Origin of the sequence: Alteribacter salitolerans (assembly GCF_016901055.1) — a bacterium.
Lineage (GTDB): Bacteria > Bacillota > Bacilli > Bacillales > Salisediminibacteriaceae > Alteribacter > Alteribacter keqinensis.
On the sequence record NZ_JAFEUX010000002.1, the window covers coordinates 589,484 to 605,943 of the forward strand.

Consider the following 16,460-nt stretch of genomic DNA (forward strand, 5'->3'; position numbering starts at 1 on the left):
GAGATGAGGTGACTCACCTATGAGTCTGAAAGTAAAGGAATACGCCGACTGCCTGCTGGAAGCGGAAAAAAAGAGAAACGGCATCCAGCCGCTCACGGAAATTAATCCTGAACTCAGTATTGAAGAAGCATACGGGGTACAGATGGAAACGATCAAACGAAAAGTGGCATCTGGAAACCGGGTCGTAGGGAGAAAAATCGGCCTCACGTCGGCAGCGATGCAGAAGCTTCTCGGTGTGGACGAGCCTGATTACGGCCATCTTTTGGATACGATGAAAATCGAAAACGAAGGCGTGGTCTCCTTTAAACATGTGATGCAGCCAAAGGCCGAGGCTGAAGTTGCGTTTGTCCTTAAAGAGGACCTTGCAAAGAAAGCGATCACCGTTGACGATGTTCTCAAAGCGACCGCATATGTGGTACCGGCCATCGAAATCGTTGACAGTCGGATTGCCGACTGGAAAATCAAGCTCCCCGATACGATCGCAGACAATGCCTCGTCAGGCCTTTTCGTTCTCGGGAATACGCCGTTTAACACAGACGACGTGAATCTTGAGGAACTTACGATGAGGGCTTATAAAAACGGAGAATTTGTAAATGAAGGATCCGGAAAAGACGTTCTCGGACACCCGGCTGCCTGTGTGGCATGGCTTGGAGAGAAGCTGCATGAACTGGGGTCTTCCTTAAAAGCCGGGGACATTATTTTATCCGGAGCCCTGTCTGCGGCAGTGGATATGGAGCCGGGAGACACCTTCCATGCTGAGTTTGATCAGCTGGGGACGGTAAAGGTTACATTCGGACCGTAAATGAGAGATAGAAAACATAACAGATTGGAGTGTGCCTGTTTGGAAAAAGTGAAGGTCGGCATCATAGGATCAGGAAATATCGGAACAGACCTCCTTATGAAACTGATGCGTTCAAAAATACTGGAAGTCACGACCATGATCGGCATCGACCGTCATTCGGACGGGCTGAAGCGTGCGAAGGCAAACGGACTGAAAGTAATCGTAAACGGCATTGACGGATTTCTCGAAAGGCCGGAACTTGCAGACATTCTGTTTGATGCTACTTCTGCAAAAGCCCATGTGAAACACGTGGAAGCGTTAAAGGGGTCCGGTAAACAGCTGATTGATTTAACCCCGGCTGCCGTAGGGCCGTCAGTGGTACCACCGGTGAATATGGATGACTTCAGTGACGAGGCAGTTGTAAATATGATCACGTGCGGAGGCCAGGCGACAATTCCGGTCGTACATGCCGTAAACCGGGTTGCACCTGTAGATTACGCGGAAATTGTAGCGACGATCGCAAGTAAAAGTGCGGGACCCGGTACCCGGGCAAATATTGATGAGTTTACGATCACCACGAGAAAAGGGATTGAAACGATCGGCGGAGCCAGAAAAGGCAAAGCCATCATTATTTTAAATCCTGCAGAGCCTCCGATCATCATGAGGGACACGGTTTACTGTGAAGTGAGTGAAGGAGCCATGGATAAAGAGGCAGTAACAGAGTCAGTTGCGGCCATGGTTCAGGAAGTACAGCGCTACGTGCCGGGCTACAGGCTCCGGTCAGAACCTGTGTTTGATGAAAACAGAGTGACCGTCTTTATTGAAGTGGAGGGGGCTGGAGACTATCTGGAAAGCTACTCTGGAAACCTCGATATCATGACAGCGGCTGCCGTAAAAGTAGCTGAAGAAATTGCCTTATCCAAGCTGGGTCAGACATCCACTGGTAAAGCAAAAACAGCGGGGAGGCAGTAAGTATGAATAAACGGGATGTGTATATAACAGAAGTGGCGCTTCGGGACGGCAGTCATGCCATGGCCCATCAGTACACGGTCGATCAGGTAACGCGCATCGCCCGGGGACTTGATGAAGCAAATGTTCCTTATATCGAAGTCGCTCACGGGGACGGACTCGGGGGCTCATCGTTACAGTACGGCCGTTCGGCAACAGATGAGCTGGAGCTGATCCGTGCAGCTGCTTCTGTGTGCAGCAGATCAAAAATTGCCGTCCTTCTTCTTCCAGGAATTGGGACCGTTCATGAACTGAAAGCGGCAGAAGAGGCAGGGGCGAAAATGGCGCGGATAGCCACCCACGTCACCGAAGCAGACGTATCAAAGCAGCACATTCATATGGCCAGGGATCTCGGTATGGAAACAGTCGGTTTTCTCATGATGGCTCATATGGCACCGGTCGAAGAGCTTGTCACGCAGGCCAGACTGATGGAAAGCTACGGAGCTGATACGGTCTATGTTGTCGATTCAGCCGGGACACTGCTTCCCCATCAAGTGACTGAACGAATCAAGGCTCTCCGTCAGTCCCTTAGAATTAATATCGGTTTTCACGGCCACAACAACCTGTCTCTTGCCATGGCCAACTCATTAGCAGCCATGGAAGCAGGTACCACCTATCTCGACGGAAGCATCCGATCGTTAGGTGCCGGCGCCGGGAACACACAGACGGAAGTCATGGTGGCCGTTCTGGATAAGATGGACATTAACACAGGAGTAGATCTCTCCACCATGATGGATCTGGCACAGGACATTGTCGCTCCGATTCTCCCCAAGCCGCAGGAGATTGAAAAAGGAAGTCTTATCCTCGGCTATGCGGGTGTGTATTCAAGCTTTTTGCTTCATTCTGAAAGAGCGGCGCAAAAATACAACCTGGATATCCGGGAAATTTTAGTCGAACTGGGCAGGCAGAAAGTGGTCGGGGGACAAGAAGACATGATTGTGGATGTGGCTCAGAATCTGGCAAAAAAGAAAGAGGCATTGATTTAGGAAAGGGGCATGGCAATGGATCTTCAGGAGATTGCAAGACATATTGATGAACACCAGCAGCAAGGCAGGGAGATGGACAAGGTAACCCTCTCCTACCCTTCATTAAAAGTGGAAGACGCCTACAAGATTCAGAAAATCTGTATGGAAGAGGCGGCCAGCCGCGGCGACAGTCTGATTGGCTGGAAAATGGGGCTCACCAGCGCAGCCAAACAAAAGATGGTGGGTGTTGAGGAGCCGATTTACGGACGACTCACGTCTTCGATGGAAATGAACAGCTCTGTTCTTTCAATGGAAGGGCTGATTCATCCGAAAGTGGAGCCGGAACTGGCGTTTATTTTAAAGAAAGACCTGAAAGGGGAAAACATCAGGCCACGGGACGTATGGATGGCTACGGAGTGCGTACTGCCGGCAATTGAAGTGATCGACAGCCGCTACCGCAACTTCAGCTTTACGCTTGAGGATGTAGTGGCGGACAACGCATCGTCAACCAAATTCCTCCTCGGTGATCAGGCTTTTTCACCGTATGAGAAGGCGTGGGATAAGATGGGCGTTACAATCCTGAAGAACGGCGAAGTACAGCACGAAGGTGTCGGATCTGACGTTCTCGGTCATCCAGTAAGGTCCGTAGCTGAACTTGTGAACATGTTGCATAAAGAAGACCTTGGCCTTAAAGCCGGGATGGTTGTTCTTACAGGTGGATTTACAGAAGCTGTGAATGTGGAAGAAGGGGATGAGATTCTTGTAGATTACGAGGGGCTCGGAACTCTTTCCATGAGCCTGAGCAAGTAGGAGGCGAAAACGGTGCCCATTGCACACATTCATATTCTTGAAGGAAGAAGCCGGGAACAGAAACAGCATCTGATTCAGGATATTACAACTGCAATCAGCGAAAACCTTGATGTTCCCGGAGAAAGAGTGAAGGTGCTGCTTCATGAAATGCCGCACGAAAACTGGGGTTCGAACGGGATATCAAAAGCAGCAGAGATGAAAGAATCAACGTAAGCGGGGGTCTGCATCATGAACGTATATGGAAACGCCTGCACGAAAGAGGCCGGCTGTGTCATGGCGATAGGGGCTTTTGACGGCGTTCACCGGGGGCATCAGGAAATCATCCGGAAGATGATCAGAAAAAGTGAGCTGCTCGGGATCCCGAGTGCCGTATTCACGTTTGATCCTCCTCCAAAGGCGTTTTTCAGAGCAGCGGATGTACTGACGCCTGTCGGTGAAAAGGTAAGAAGAATAAAGAAGCTGGGCGTTGATAAAGTGATCGTGGCCAGCTTTGACCGGGCGTATACAGAGAGAACAGCGTCACAATTTATTCTGGACCTGTCTGTTTTTTCCCCGCGTGAAATTTACGTGGGAGGAGACTTTCGCTTCGGAAAAAACAGAGCAGGCGATGTGGGTTTGTTAAGCACTCATTATATTGTCAATAAAGCAGAGACCATCTGCTGTGACAAGGGGGCGGTCATTTCATCCACAAGAATCAGGGGGCTGATGAAGACCGGAAAAAGAAAAGAGGCGGTAACCCTTCTGGGCTGGCCTGTATAGGATTGACCGTCTGACTAATTAAATTGGGGGGAAACAAAGTGAAACATGTTAAGCATTTACTTACGTTAATGTTGATGGCCGTTTTGGTAATCGTACTGGCAGCCTGTGGAGATGACGGAGATGAAGATGCGACAGCTGATGCAAGTAACGGAAACGACAATGGCGGAGGCTCTGAAGAAACGTATTCGTTTAAGCTGGCTCACATTACACCTACATCCCATATGTGGCATGAGGCTGCTGAAAAATTCGGGGAAGAGCTCGATGAACGCTCTGACGGCCGGATGTCACTTGAAATTTACCCTGCAAGTCAGTTAGGAACAGAGGCTGACATGGTACAGCAGATTGAATCCGGTTCTGTAGACTTTGGTTTCATCACGGCAGCCTACATGAGCTCCAGATCAAACCCGTTTGCGGCCTGGTTTACCCCTTATGCCTTTGATTCACTGGAAGAAGCCCACGAAGCACGAAAGTCCGATGTAGCAAGGAAGATTCTCGATACGCTGGACGAGCAGGGGCTTACGGGTCTTGATTACCTGTTTGCCGGCCAGCGGGTCATGCTGTTTAAAGATAAAGAAGTACGAACTCCTGAAGATATGCAGGGGATGACGCTTCGCGTGACACCAAGTCCGCCGATGCAGGATTTCTACCGATTCACGGGAGCTGCTTCAGAAGGGCTGCCGCTGCCTGAAGTTTATGCAGCCGTTCAAACAGGCGTGATCGATGGTATGGATATGGACCTTGATGCCACAATTACAAACAACTATTTTGAAGTCGTTGATTACGGGGCGGTAACGAACCACATGGTCTGGCCGGCGGTCGCCATTGCCAACCAGGACTTATTTGAAGGCATGCCTGAAGAAGATCAGCAGATCGTCCAAGACGCTCTTGAAGCGGCTGCCGATCACGCTGTAACAAAACGGGCAAGTCAGGAAGAAGAGTTCAAGCAGCAGCTGATGGATGAAGGTATGACCATCTACGAGCTTGATCGGGACGTTTTTGCAGAACAGATTGAGCAGTTCGATGAGACGTACGGACCAAGTGACGAACTGATTAAGGAATTCATCGACACATTCAGATAACAGAGAGAGAAAGGGGAGCTTTTCCTTGAATACACTCAGTGCTGGCATTGCAAAATTCGAAAAAGGTCTCGCTATTGTTCTCATCTTCTTCATGGCAGTTTTCATGACAACATCGGTGCTGTTCAGGTATTTCTTAAATGCTCCCTTGTCATGGGTGGGGGAAATCTCCATCTTCCTGTTAATCTGGATTACCTTTATCGGCGGAAGCCTGGGGCTTAAATACAAGTCCCAGGCCTCTGTGACGATACTTTTGGACAATGTGCCGTTTTTGGTGAAAAAAGTGCTGCACATCATCGGGCACCTGATCATGATTTCGTTTCTTCTTTTGATGCTTTATTACAGCATGAAGTGGATTACATCATCAGGGGTCAGCTATCAGCGGGCAAATTCGGTTAATATCCCCATGTGGATCCCTTATACCGTGGTTCCTCTTGGCTTTGCCTGTGCTTTTGTACATATTACAGCGAACCTGACAACCATCGTAAAGGAGGGAGAAGCAAAATGACATTACTGCTTGTTATCCTTTTCTTTGCGTTTCTTCTGATCGGAATTCCAATCTCTCTCGTGTTGGGGATTACAACAGTCTTGTATTTTATCCTGGCTGGAAATCCCATGCTTCTTGAGTCCACACCGATGCGGCTGTTTTCTGGGCTGGAAAACTTCGGACTCCTGGCAATTCCTTTGTTTATGCTGGCAGGGGAGCTCATGAATGGCGGTGGAATCACCTCGCGCCTTGTAAAGTTTACACGTGTTATTATCGGCCACGTCCGAGGGGGACTGGCTTACGTAACGGTCATTTCCAACATGTTTCTTGCGTCTATTCTCGGTTCCGCCAATGCCCAGGCGGCGATGATGAGTAAAGTGATGGTCCCTCAGATGGAAAAGGAGGGGTACAGGAAAGATTTTTCCGCTGCCCTGACACTGTCTTCTTCCATCGTGGCACCGATCATTCCGCCGAGTATGATTTTTATCATCTACGGCACACTGTCGGGGACATCCATCGGCGGCTTGTTTATGGCTGGGATCATACCGGGTCTCATCTACGGTGCTGGGTTTATTACTGTTATTGCCCTCCTCGGTTACAAATACAGCTTCCCGAAAAGTGAACGGGCACCGGTCCGGGAGATGCTGAAAAGTGCAGTCAATGTGCTCCCGGCCCTTCTTGTTCCGTTTGTGATTGTATACGGAATTTTGAGCGGAGCATTTACCGCCACAGAATCGGCTGCGATTGCGTGCTTTATTGCCTATCTGATCGGGACGTTCTGGTACAAAGAACTGAAGCTTCGAAAAGCACCCTCGATTTTATACAGCACGGTTGTCAGCACGGCGACAGTAACATTTTTGATCGCTATGGCCAATATTTTCGGATGGATGATTGCCTTTGAACAGATTCCGCAGATGATTGTAAACGGGATGCTCTCCCTTACGGATAATCCGATTGCGTTTTTGCTTCTCCTTAACCTGATGCTGCTGCTTTTAGGGGCAATACTGGATGGGATAGCAGCGCTTGTTATCCTGCTTCCGGTGCTGATGCCCCTTGTAATTGCGTTTGGGATCGATCCGATTCACTTCGGGGTGATTATCTGTATCAATTTGACTATCGGCCTTCTTACACCGCCGGTCGGAACAGGGCTGTTTATTGTATCCTCCATAGCAGAGGTCAGGTTCGAAAGCCTTGTTAAGTCGATTCTGCCTTTTCTGGGGATGGGGATTTTGATTTTGATCGTGATTACATACTGGGAGGATGCGGTTTTATTTATCCCGCGTATGATGGGGCATTAGGAGAAGGTGGTTCTTAAGAGCTTTCTTGCGAGAAGTGTGCTGATGCAGCCGGATTGCCTGAGATTTCTGTGGGAGTAGGCGCCAGGGTTAGTGCGGAGGAGGGCACTGAAAAAGTCAAGCTCTCTAAAATTAACTTTTACCATTTCGAGACTTTTTGTAGAAAAAATGGTAAATTTCATCACAACCGTTATTAAAAAACTTAATCTAAACAGACTTAGTTTTTATGAAGTTTTAAACCGTCATTGTTGTATAAAATTCTTAATTGGAGCGAATGCGCGACACTCCTGCGGGAGTATGCTGCGAGTTTGCTTCGACGCATATATCTACGTAGCGTTACTGGCAGAGGAAGAAGCAGGTATAAAATTTCAGGAGGCTCACCGGTGCCCCCGCGGAAAGTGCAATGAGCGGAAATTAACACCTGACTCTCCTAAGAATATTTTTATGACGTCTTGTAGCTTGAAGAGCCTTGATGACACCTCCACGGAAAGGGAAAGGCATGGAAGGTCAAATAAGTTTTGCTAAGTAAACAAACAGCCTCTCCTTTTGATGGAGGGGCTGTTTGTTTGTGTTAAGCCGCTTCGCTTTTTTCCTGATTTTTCCCCGTCGTCCGGTCGAAAATAAAGCCTGCAATCAGCATGAGAAGAAGCATGCCGCTGATGGAATAGTAGATCGCCCCGTCCCCGATGAGTTCAATGAAAAAACCGCCGGCCAGAGGCCCTGTCATACTTCCAAGGGCAAACAAAACGGCCATCATCACGTTCCCCGTTGGTAAAAGAGAACTTGGGAGAAGGTCAGCCATGTAGGCAATCCCGAGGGAAAACAGAGAACCGAGAAGCATTCCGGCGATGATGAAGCAAGTGAGGAGAACCCACATGTTCTGTTCCGCCGTACTCATGGACAGAAACGCAATCAGACCGAAGAAGATAATCACCCTGAGCACCTTGCTCCGGCCGACCCGGTCACTGAGCATGCCGAGCGGGATCTGGGTAAACAGGCTTCCGAACACAAAGCTTGAGAGAAGCACGGCCGCCCATTCAATATCAATCCCTGCCCGGAGTGCATATACAGGGTAGTTTCCGTGCAGGGATGCCTCAAGATAACCAAAGCAAAAGCTTGGCAGAAACGCAAACCATGCCAGTTTCACCACTTTTTTGTAGCGTCCCATCGTTCCCATTTTAGCTGCCGTTTCGATCTCGTTATCGGGCCATTCATTTCTTAAAAACAAAATGAAGATCCACGCAATGAAGCTTGTGGAAGACGCAATGATAAACGGCAGAAACTCGTTCACGCTTAAGAGACTCGTCATCAGCGGTCCGAGACCGAATCCCATACCAAAGGCCAGTCCGTAAATGGACAGCTGACGCCCCCGCTTTTCCTTTGAACTGGTTGTACTGATCCACACCTGCGTGGAAAAGTGAATCAGGTTGTCCCCTACGCCGACAATGATTCTCAGGATAAACCAGAACCAGAAAGCCTGCCAGAAAGGAAAAAGAATAAGTGAAACAGTGACTAACAAAAGGCCGGTAATAATAACCGGCTTATATCCAAACGTCCGGACGGGACGTTCAATAAACGGTGAAATCAGTAAAATACCAATATAAAGAGCGGCTGCGTTCAGACCGTTCGCAGAGGATGCGATTCCGGCATTCTCAAGCATAACCGCAAGAACCGGCAGCAGCATTCCCTGTGAAAACCCGGCAATGAGAACCATCCCTACTAGAACCCAATACCTGAATACAGGGTTGTTAACCGGCTGTGCTGTTTGTTCCATTTTGCTGCCTCCCTTCAAACAATCCTTTTCCATTGTAGACGGTTTATTTCGGTTTGCAAATGATTTTTTATGGGAAATCAAAAAAGGCTTGGAGGGAGCGGAACGTCCGTTAATGGGGGAGGTTATGAGGGTTCGTGTTAAGATTTGACCGGTTTGGGTGGATTTATTACGGACGAATATTAATTTATGCACGTTTTTTGTTAAGATAACCAGATCCTCATCAAGATTACTGGAAATCTAAGCTGGGATCTAAGTGACTCACTCGCAAACACCAATCCGCTTCGCGTGACGGAGAGGACAAAAAGAGGGTAAAATAAAGCGAGACTTCTAATCAGTTAGGATGGGATGCAGAGATGAAATTTTCGATGGGAGAAAACGCATTTGAAACAGAAACTGAATACGGAAAGCTAACCGTTTCAGGAAACGAAGAATACGGGTATCGCCCCTATCAGCTTATGGTCAGTGCCATTGCCGTATGCAGCGGCGGCGTGCTGAGAAAGGTGATGGAGAAGCAGCGAATGAAGGTGGAGGATATTCAAATTGAGGCAGACGTCACCCGTGAGCCTTCGGAAGCAAACCGGCTTACTAAAATCGCCCTTCACTATACGATTAAAGGGGAAGAGTTAAAAGAATCCCGTGTGGAGAAAGCGATCGATCTTGCCCGCAAAAACTGCCCGATGGCCCAGACCGTCGAAGGACGAGTGGAATTGGAAGAAACGTTTACACTAGTGTAAATGGTTTTTAGGAAGGGGGCTCCCCTTCCTTCTTTTTTCGAAACGAGGTGACTGAATCTTGCAGGCGAACAAGCAGTATGATTTTACTGAAGGCAGTATTATGAAGAAAATGATCTTCTTCTCGGCTCCGATTTTTTTAACCAACATGCTGCAGACGTCCTATCAGATCATTGACAGCCTGTGGGTAGGAAACCTGCTCGGGGCTAATGCCCTCGGGGCGATTGCCATTTCCGGGACCGTTATCTTCACGATCCTTTCGTTTATTATCGGCCTCAACACGGCCGCTCTGACGGTTTTGTCCCAGCGAAAAGGTGCCAATGATGAAGAAGGACTGAAAAGATCGTTGAACGCTTTTGTTGTGGTTTTGGGTTCCATGACCATTGTGATGGGAATTGTCGGCTTCTTCCTGTCGGGCTCCATCCTCAGATGGATGGGAACGCCGGAGGGAATCCTGCCTCTGGCCATCACATATCTACAGATTAACTTTATAGGGATAGTGTTTTTATTTGGCTATAACTTTATTGCCACTGTACTGAGGGCGCTGGGAGACAGTAAGACGCCTGTCCGGTTTGTGCTTCTTGCCGTAATTTTGAACATCATATTAACGCCGGTATTTATCTCGGTATTGGATATGGGCATCAGCGGCGCTGCCTACTCGACGATTGTGTCACAGGGAACCGCTTTTGTGTACGGGCTTATCTATTCGATCGCGAAGGCAGGGGTTCCGTTCACGAAGCCGTCAATTCCGCAGGTGAAATACTTAAAAATGATCTTTAAGCTCGGGCTTCCGTCAGGGCTTTCCATGATGGTAATTTCCGGCGGTGTGCTGGCGATCATGACCGTTGTTACCAACTTCGGGGAAGAAGTCGTCGCCGGTTTCGGCGCTGCCCAGCGTCTCGACAGCCTGATTATGCTGCCGGCATTTACCCTCGGTTCCGCTGTGAACAGCATGGCCGGGCAAAATATCGGGGCCAGGCTCTGGGAGAGGGTGTCTGATATAACCCGGAGCGGAATGGTTCTCATTCTCCTTGTGTCGTTCTCCATCGGGGCAGTCGTATTTTTCAGTGCCGAATTTCTTATTGCGTTGTTTGTAGACGATCCGGCAACGGTGGAATTCGGTGCCACTTATGTCAAAACCGTCGCATTCTTTTATCCGTTTCTGGGGATCAACTTCGTCCTGAACGGGATTGTCCGGGCTGCGGGGGCGATGTTTCAGGTGTTTGTACTGAATACCATTTCGTTTTGGATATTACGCTACCCGATGACACTGCTTTTTTCCAGCCTGTACGGTGAGAAGGGGATTCCGATTGGGATGGCCGTAAGCTTTGTGATCAGCAGTGTGATCGCTGTCGGCTATTACTATTTCGGTAAATGGCGTGAGATTAAGATCCTGGATGATGAGAATGAGGGGATAGAAAAATAAGACTGTTTCATGGTGTTTGGATATTTTTTATTTTTCCAAGAAAAACTACACTTACGAAGATATCTTAAGGAGGACACCATGAAACGACTGATCTTATTAACACTTGCAGTGATGATTTGTTTACTCAGTTTCTCGACCTATGCTTTTGCAGAAGGAGAGGCCGAACAGCCGAAGCAGGATGAAAACATTGTTCCGGGCTCTGCCATGAATATCTCGAAGGAAAATACTTATCCAAATCCGACGCAGGATCTTCCGCGCCTTCATCCGAGCGATCTGGCTTCGGAATTACTGAGCACGACGGATATTAAAATTGAAAATCCCGATCTGATTAAAATGTTTAACGAATCGACCATAAAAGGATCAAAGCTCGCTCTTGGAATGAATGTGTCGATTTTTCTCGGACAGTGGCCCCTGGCATACGATTCCGATGAAACAACGGTAAACTGGGAGTTCGAGAAGGTAAATACGAATTATCAGGATAACCGCGGCGGCACAGCAGTAAAGCCGATCTCTTTTAACCAGGAACAGCAGAAGAAAATCAAAGGCGGACTGACTGCCGACATTCCAAACGCCGACATGGTCCAGAAAATGATGATGCTTGAGGCAGGGGAAAAAACGAAGCTGCCGCTGAGCTTTCACACGGTCATCGGCTACGGCACAAAGGTGGAGCGCACGTATAACATTCCAACGAAAAACGTCGGTTATCTGTATGCGTATGTTCCTGCCGTAAACGAAAAAGGAAAAGTCACCTACGGAGAAGTGTATCTCCGCATGAAAGGCGACAAACGCTGGCTCGAAGTGAAAAACGTCACCCAGCAGGGCATCGGCGCGTGGATTCCAATTCAGGACTATCTTGACTTCAAGTTCATCACGGCCAACCATCCGAAATAAGAGGAAGGCGGCTCCTTTAGTGGGGCCGTTTCTTTGTGGGATGGCGGGGTTGGTGGTTGTTGTGGGTCTAAACCGTTAAATGGAAGGGGGAAGCCGTTAATGGCCGTTTTCAAGCCGTTAATAACCGTCCCCCAAGCCGTTAATAAAGAGGAGAAAGCCGTTTAATTCCTACTTTTTACATTGTTCCTTCCAAATTTCCCATTGATCGTATTCAGATATTATGATGAGCTTGTGTTTTTGTTCGATTGAGGTGGAAAAGGAAGCTAACCGTAGAATTGTGCTGTTTAACCGTAGAAAGAGGGGGACTAACTGTAGAAAAGAAGATTCTATCCGTAAGAAAGAGCAGGCTAACTGTAAAAAAGAGCATCAGGGTTTACGATGGTGCTCCTTCAAATAGCAAGTCTTTCTCTGGTTATGCTAAAAAAACTGCCATAGAAAAGTTCCCAACAAAAAGCCCTTGGAGATCAGCATCCCCAAGGGCTTTAAAATGATTTACAAGTCTTTCGGCCGGTTGTCCCGCTTTACCTGAAGCCATTCCCGGGCAAAATGAACAGACTCTCTTGCAGGGAAGAGCTTCGCTGTTGCTGCTCCGACTTTTCCGGTCTTCACGGAAGTACTTTTCTCAAAGGCAATGCCCAGTTCGATGAACCACTCTTCGTAATGCTCTACGTCTTCAAAGGATTCCCAGCGTCTTTCCCCATCGATTATGACAGGTGCGGAGCTTACGTCAATGACCGGGTCCTTTAACCGGTATTCGGCCAAGTGAAAGGACGTGTTGCTGTCAAAGCCCACACCTAGGAGAAGAACCTTACAGTCATTGTCGCACAGTTTTTGAAGAGGGGAATCGGGACCGAGGCCGAACGAGAGAGGCTGGGCCTCCATCCAGTCTTTATTTTTTCCCCAGGCTGCGAACGAGTGCTGGGGGTGGCTGCTCCGGACAACATCCGGATGGGATCGGAACACTTCCACGATGCGTCCCATTCCTCTCGTTGGTGTTAAGTGCGGATCGAAGGCGGGTATCGTGTCACGGATGGTCTGCCACCATTCCCGGGGAACAGGTGGGGCACACCAGTGCATCGGGTCTGAAAGATCCGAGGATTGAGTGGGCATCACAAGGGTTCCTTCTTCACCGACCGTTTCCATCAGAGCCAAAACGACGGCCTGCGCTCCTCCAGAAACCCATCCTAGAGAGCTGAGGGAGGAATGGACGATCAGACTGTCCCCTTTTTCAATACCCATGGAACGAAACGCTTTTAGTAATGAAAGAACAGTATTTGGTTCATGTAGTTTTGACACGGTTTGTTTTTCTGAGCTCATAGCGTTATCCTCGATTCTAATGACTCTTAAATTAAAAAGATTGTTGCTCTTAAAAGGTAAAATCCGCTACAGACGGACCCTTTCCGCCGGGATCACTTCAGCCTCTCCTGGAAGTTGGGTTCTGCGTTGAAATGAAGCAATTCGACGTTTATTCATGATGTGAAAGCTCGCCGCTTTTCACTCCATCCACTAAATTTATAAGAAAAAGATTCTTATTTACTGAATGCGATCCGGGATTCCCGTTTCGTAAAGTCCATGTCTTTATAATAGGCGTCTTTTACAAGAATGTTCGGTCCAAGACAGTTTACCGCAGGGCAGTGGCAGTCGATGGACTTGGAGACGCTGCTTGCACGCCACGTGTCGTAGGCTTCCTGAAGTGTCGTGTCTTCGATGTTCCCAAGGGGCGGTGCATCAGCAAAGTCAGTAACGTTGATCGTTCCGTCAAAGATGTTCAAGTTCACCCGGGACCGGCCGTCCGGATCATTTCGGACTGTCACATTTTCTGTGTCGTACAATCTCTTCAATAAAGCCAGGTCTTCTTCGTCGTCGCTGCAGGCGTAAAACGGAAGCGTCCCGAACAGCATCCAAACGTCTTCTTTTTTGTGATCCAGAAGGCGGTGAATTCCTTTTCGAATATCAGGAAGGGTTGCGGTTTCAAGAGCACTTGCAAAACTTGAGGGGTACATCGGATGCACTTCATGGCGCTGGCACCCCATCTCCACAATTTGCTCGTGAATGCTCTCAAGGTGCGGCAGTGTCCGCTTGTTGAGCATCGTTTCTGCAGATACGATTACGCCGGCACTCGTGAGGGCCTTACTGTTTTCAACCATTCGGTGAAAATAACGTTCACGCTGTTCCCGGGTCGGTTTTTTATCCATCACGGCAAAGCCGATATCCACAAAGTCGTCCACACTGCCGTAGTTGTGGGAAATATGCAGCACGTCCAGATAAGGTGTGATTAAATCATACCGCTTTAACGGAAGGGTAAGGTTTGAGTTAATCTGGGTTCTGATGCCGCGCTCATGGGCATAGCGGAGGAGTGGAACAACGTATTCCTTCACACTCTTCATGGAGAGCATCGGCTCTCCGCCTGTGATGCTCAGTGTTTTCAGATGCTCCACTTCGTCCAGTCGCTTAAGAAGCAGTTCAAGAGGAAGAGGATCCGGGTCTTTTGCTTGGAGGGTATAGCCTACTGCACAATGCTCGCACCTCATGTTGCAGAGGGTGGTTGTAGTAAGCTCCACATTGGTCAGACGCATCTCCCCGTATTGCTTTATGTCTTCATAAGCTTCCCACGGATCGTGGGAAGGAGTAATCGGTTTAAAAGTAGTCATGTTCATACGCTCCTTCATTACATAGCATACAGGGTGCAGGAGCGGTTGTCAGTAGATTAAGGAGAGAATTTTTCAGCAGTGACGGCGGGGAGGGGGAGTTCCTGATAGCCGGTGGATTCAGGAAAAACGATTCTGCTTCAGGGAAAAAGGGGGAGGATTCATGATAAAAGGAGAAGATTCATGATAATAAAAGAAAATTCATGATAAGCATACAAACATTCATCATTTCCCTCCACCAAGCTAAACAAAAAGCCCCATGCACGCCTGCGCACAGGACCCACCATTATTCTCTTTCCAAAAATGACTTTGCAAACGTCTTGTAACCATCAAAGTTGTAAGCCTGGTAAATTGTTTTGGACAGCCTGACCGGATCCCCGAAAAAGAACCGTTCATAGAGCGTCTGCCGGCTGCCAAACTGACTCATGCACAAGTCCGCCGCGAGGTTAAACAGGTGCACCCGTTCTTTTCCTCCAATGTCGCACCCCTTCATGTATCTCGATAAATCCTCCCCGATAGGAGAGTCGAACTGGCCCTCGTCAGGAAGACAGACCATGCCGCTTGCGCCGAGAATCTGGATGATCTCAGCAAAGCGTGGATACGTATCCTGAAACAGATTCACAGCCACATAGAGAGGCCCGCACCCTGGAATCATCACACCTCGCTCATCCTTTTCCGCCTCCACCTCGGACTGAATGAGAAGCGCTCGTGCACATTCCAGTCCTTTAATGATCTCTGTCATTTTCGTCTGAACGTGTTCATATTCCGAGATATTAATGGAGTCCACAATCAGCCGGGCAATTCCGAGAACAAACTCTGTTTTCACCACCTGCCGGGAAACAATCTGGTGCAGGGTAAAAGGAGCGAAACTGCTTGCAGTAAAAAAATCATTGGCCACTTTATTGTTATCGTAGTAAAACACCCGCTCCCATGGAACAACGACATGGTCAAACATAACGAGACTGTCCATTTCATCAAACCGTGTACTTAACGGAGAGTCGAAGCCTGATCCGTTTCCAGTAAATGACTTGCGGCACACGAAGGTGAGACCCTTCGTATCACTGGGAATTGAAAAGGCAAACGCCTGAGACTGATCGACCACACCAGGAGGGGAAAAAACGATGATCTCGTCCGTCATCCCGCCCTGTGTCGCAAGGAGTTTGGCACCGTGGACCACTATTCCCTCATCGGTCCGGTCAATCACCCGGGCGTTTGGCTGGTCATCATCAATAAACGCAAGAAGGCTCCGGTTATTTTGAGGATTAATAAACGTATGAGTAAAGGAAAAATCATGTTCTGTCGCTCGCTCATAAAGTTTTACGATATTTTCAGGAAAACAGTTTTCCTCCCCTTCAAGAATGTGAACAGAGCTTCGAAAGGCAGCCAGAACCGTGTTCATGTAATCCGGACTTCTCCCCATCAATCCACCCGTGTGCCGGGCCCGCATTTGTACCATCTTCCGCTTTTTCGCCAGGTCCGTAAGGCTTTTTGGAATCAGATAAGACGTGCCGAATGAACGCCCCGACTCGTCAGTATGGATAAAAACATCACAATAATCAGGAGTTTTTTGAAGATCGTAAAGCTCTGACTGGCTCTGAATCGCTCCCTTAAATGCCGGATGCCGGGAAATGGGACCCTCAATCTTTTTTCCGGTAATCCATACATCTGACTGTAGCCGGTCGATCCGCTGTTTATACTCATCACCTGAAATTACTGCCACGACAAACACCTCTATCCGAGTCAAATAATATATAGTTTATGACTGGGCGGGCGGGAGGTGACAATTTCGAACTTGAAGGGAAAAGACCT

16 protein-coding genes are annotated in these 16,460 nt (G+C 48.4%); 12 read left to right on the forward strand and 4 right to left on the reverse strand.

Annotation, left to right across the window (positions count from 1 at the left end):
- Window positions 1–19 precede the first annotated feature (19 nt).
- The 9 genes from JSY36_RS06115 to JSY36_RS06155 are packed head-to-tail and all read left to right on the forward strand — an operon-like array spanning window position 20 to window position 7,184.
- Window positions 20–802 carry a 2-keto-4-pentenoate hydratase gene (locus JSY36_RS06115; RefSeq protein WP_205165686.1) on the forward strand — a complete coding sequence of 261 codons (783 nt, stop codon included), beginning with the start codon at window positions 20–22 and terminating at the stop codon, window positions 800–802.
- A 39-nt stretch (window positions 803–841) separates the two neighbouring features.
- Window positions 842–1,753, forward strand: a complete 912-nt coding sequence (locus tag JSY36_RS06120) for an acetaldehyde dehydrogenase (acetylating) (RefSeq protein WP_205165687.1) — start codon at window positions 842–844, stop codon at window positions 1,751–1,753.
- Window positions 1,754–1,755: 2 nt separating this feature from the next.
- Entirely contained in the window at window positions 1,756–2,775 is a 1,020-nt protein-coding gene (dmpG, locus tag JSY36_RS06125; protein WP_205165688.1) for a 4-hydroxy-2-oxovalerate aldolase, read from the forward strand.
- A 9-nt stretch (window positions 2,776–2,784) separates the two neighbouring features.
- On the forward strand, window positions 2,785–3,564 hold the full coding sequence (locus JSY36_RS06130) for a 2-keto-4-pentenoate hydratase (protein WP_236784579.1): 780 nt from the start codon (window positions 2,785–2,787) through the stop codon (window positions 3,562–3,564).
- Window positions 3,565–3,576: 12 nt separating this feature from the next.
- Entirely contained in the window at window positions 3,577–3,777 is a 201-nt protein-coding gene (locus tag JSY36_RS06135; RefSeq protein WP_122901159.1) for a 2-hydroxymuconate tautomerase, read from the forward strand.
- A 15-nt stretch (window positions 3,778–3,792) separates the two neighbouring features.
- A complete protein-coding gene (locus JSY36_RS06140) occupies window positions 3,793–4,323 on the forward strand; it encodes an FAD synthetase family protein (RefSeq protein ID WP_205165689.1) in 531 nt (176 codons plus the stop codon).
- A gap of 38 nt (window positions 4,324–4,361) precedes the next feature.
- Window positions 4,362–5,402, forward strand: a complete 1,041-nt coding sequence (locus JSY36_RS06145) for a TRAP transporter substrate-binding protein (protein ID WP_336511449.1) — start codon at window positions 4,362–4,364, stop codon at window positions 5,400–5,402.
- 25 nt (window positions 5,403–5,427) lie between these two features.
- On the forward strand, window positions 5,428–5,907 hold the full coding sequence (locus JSY36_RS06150; RefSeq protein WP_205165690.1) for a TRAP transporter small permease: 480 nt from the start codon (window positions 5,428–5,430) through the stop codon (window positions 5,905–5,907).
- A complete protein-coding gene (locus JSY36_RS06155) occupies window positions 5,904–7,184 on the forward strand; it encodes a TRAP transporter large permease (protein WP_205165691.1) in 1,281 nt (426 codons plus the stop codon). Before JSY36_RS06150 ends, JSY36_RS06155 begins: the two co-directional genes overlap by 4 nt.
- Window positions 7,185–7,752: 568 nt before the next feature.
- On the opposite strand, the gene JSY36_RS06160 is transcribed toward JSY36_RS06155, so the two are convergent.
- On the reverse strand, window positions 7,753–8,955 hold the full coding sequence (locus tag JSY36_RS06160; RefSeq protein WP_205165692.1) for an MFS transporter: 1,203 nt from the start codon (window positions 8,953–8,955) through the stop codon (window positions 7,753–7,755).
- A 353-nt stretch (window positions 8,956–9,308) separates the two neighbouring features.
- Here JSY36_RS06160 and JSY36_RS06165 point away from each other — a divergent pair, with 353 nt between their 5' ends.
- The 3 genes from JSY36_RS06165 (at window position 9,309) to JSY36_RS06175 (ending at window position 12,003) form a co-directional block, all read left to right on the forward strand.
- Window positions 9,309–9,689 carry an OsmC family protein gene (locus tag JSY36_RS06165; protein ID WP_205165693.1) on the forward strand — a complete coding sequence of 127 codons (381 nt, stop codon included), beginning with the start codon at window positions 9,309–9,311 and terminating at the stop codon, window positions 9,687–9,689.
- Window positions 9,690–9,747: 58 nt separating this feature from the next.
- Window positions 9,748–11,112: an MATE family efflux transporter gene (locus JSY36_RS06170; protein WP_236784581.1), complete on the forward strand. Its 1,365-nt coding sequence runs from the start codon at window positions 9,748–9,750 to the stop codon at window positions 11,110–11,112.
- 78 nt (window positions 11,113–11,190) lie between these two features.
- Window positions 11,191–12,003: a YfkD famly protein gene (locus tag JSY36_RS06175; protein WP_205165694.1), complete on the forward strand. Its 813-nt coding sequence runs from the start codon at window positions 11,191–11,193 to the stop codon at window positions 12,001–12,003.
- 492 nt (window positions 12,004–12,495) lie between these two features.
- Here JSY36_RS06175 and JSY36_RS06180 read toward each other — a convergent pair whose 3' ends face one another.
- The 3 genes from JSY36_RS06180 to JSY36_RS06190 form a co-directional block, all read right to left on the reverse strand.
- Window positions 12,496–13,320 carry an AAC(3) family N-acetyltransferase gene (locus JSY36_RS06180; RefSeq protein ID WP_205165695.1) on the reverse strand — a complete coding sequence of 275 codons (825 nt, stop codon included), beginning with the start codon at window positions 13,318–13,320 and terminating at the stop codon, window positions 12,496–12,498.
- Window positions 13,321–13,532: 212 nt separating this feature from the next.
- Window positions 13,533–14,660, reverse strand: coding sequence for a radical SAM/CxCxxxxC motif protein YfkAB (yfkAB, locus tag JSY36_RS06185; RefSeq protein ID WP_205165696.1), 1,128 nt, complete (start codon window positions 14,658–14,660; stop codon window positions 13,533–13,535).
- Window positions 14,661–14,937: 277 nt separating this feature from the next.
- Window positions 14,938–16,371 carry a 4-hydroxyphenylacetate 3-hydroxylase N-terminal domain-containing protein gene (locus JSY36_RS06190; protein WP_205165697.1) on the reverse strand — a complete coding sequence of 478 codons (1,434 nt, stop codon included), beginning with the start codon at window positions 16,369–16,371 and terminating at the stop codon, window positions 14,938–14,940.
- Window positions 16,372–16,460: the final 89 nt, after the last annotated feature.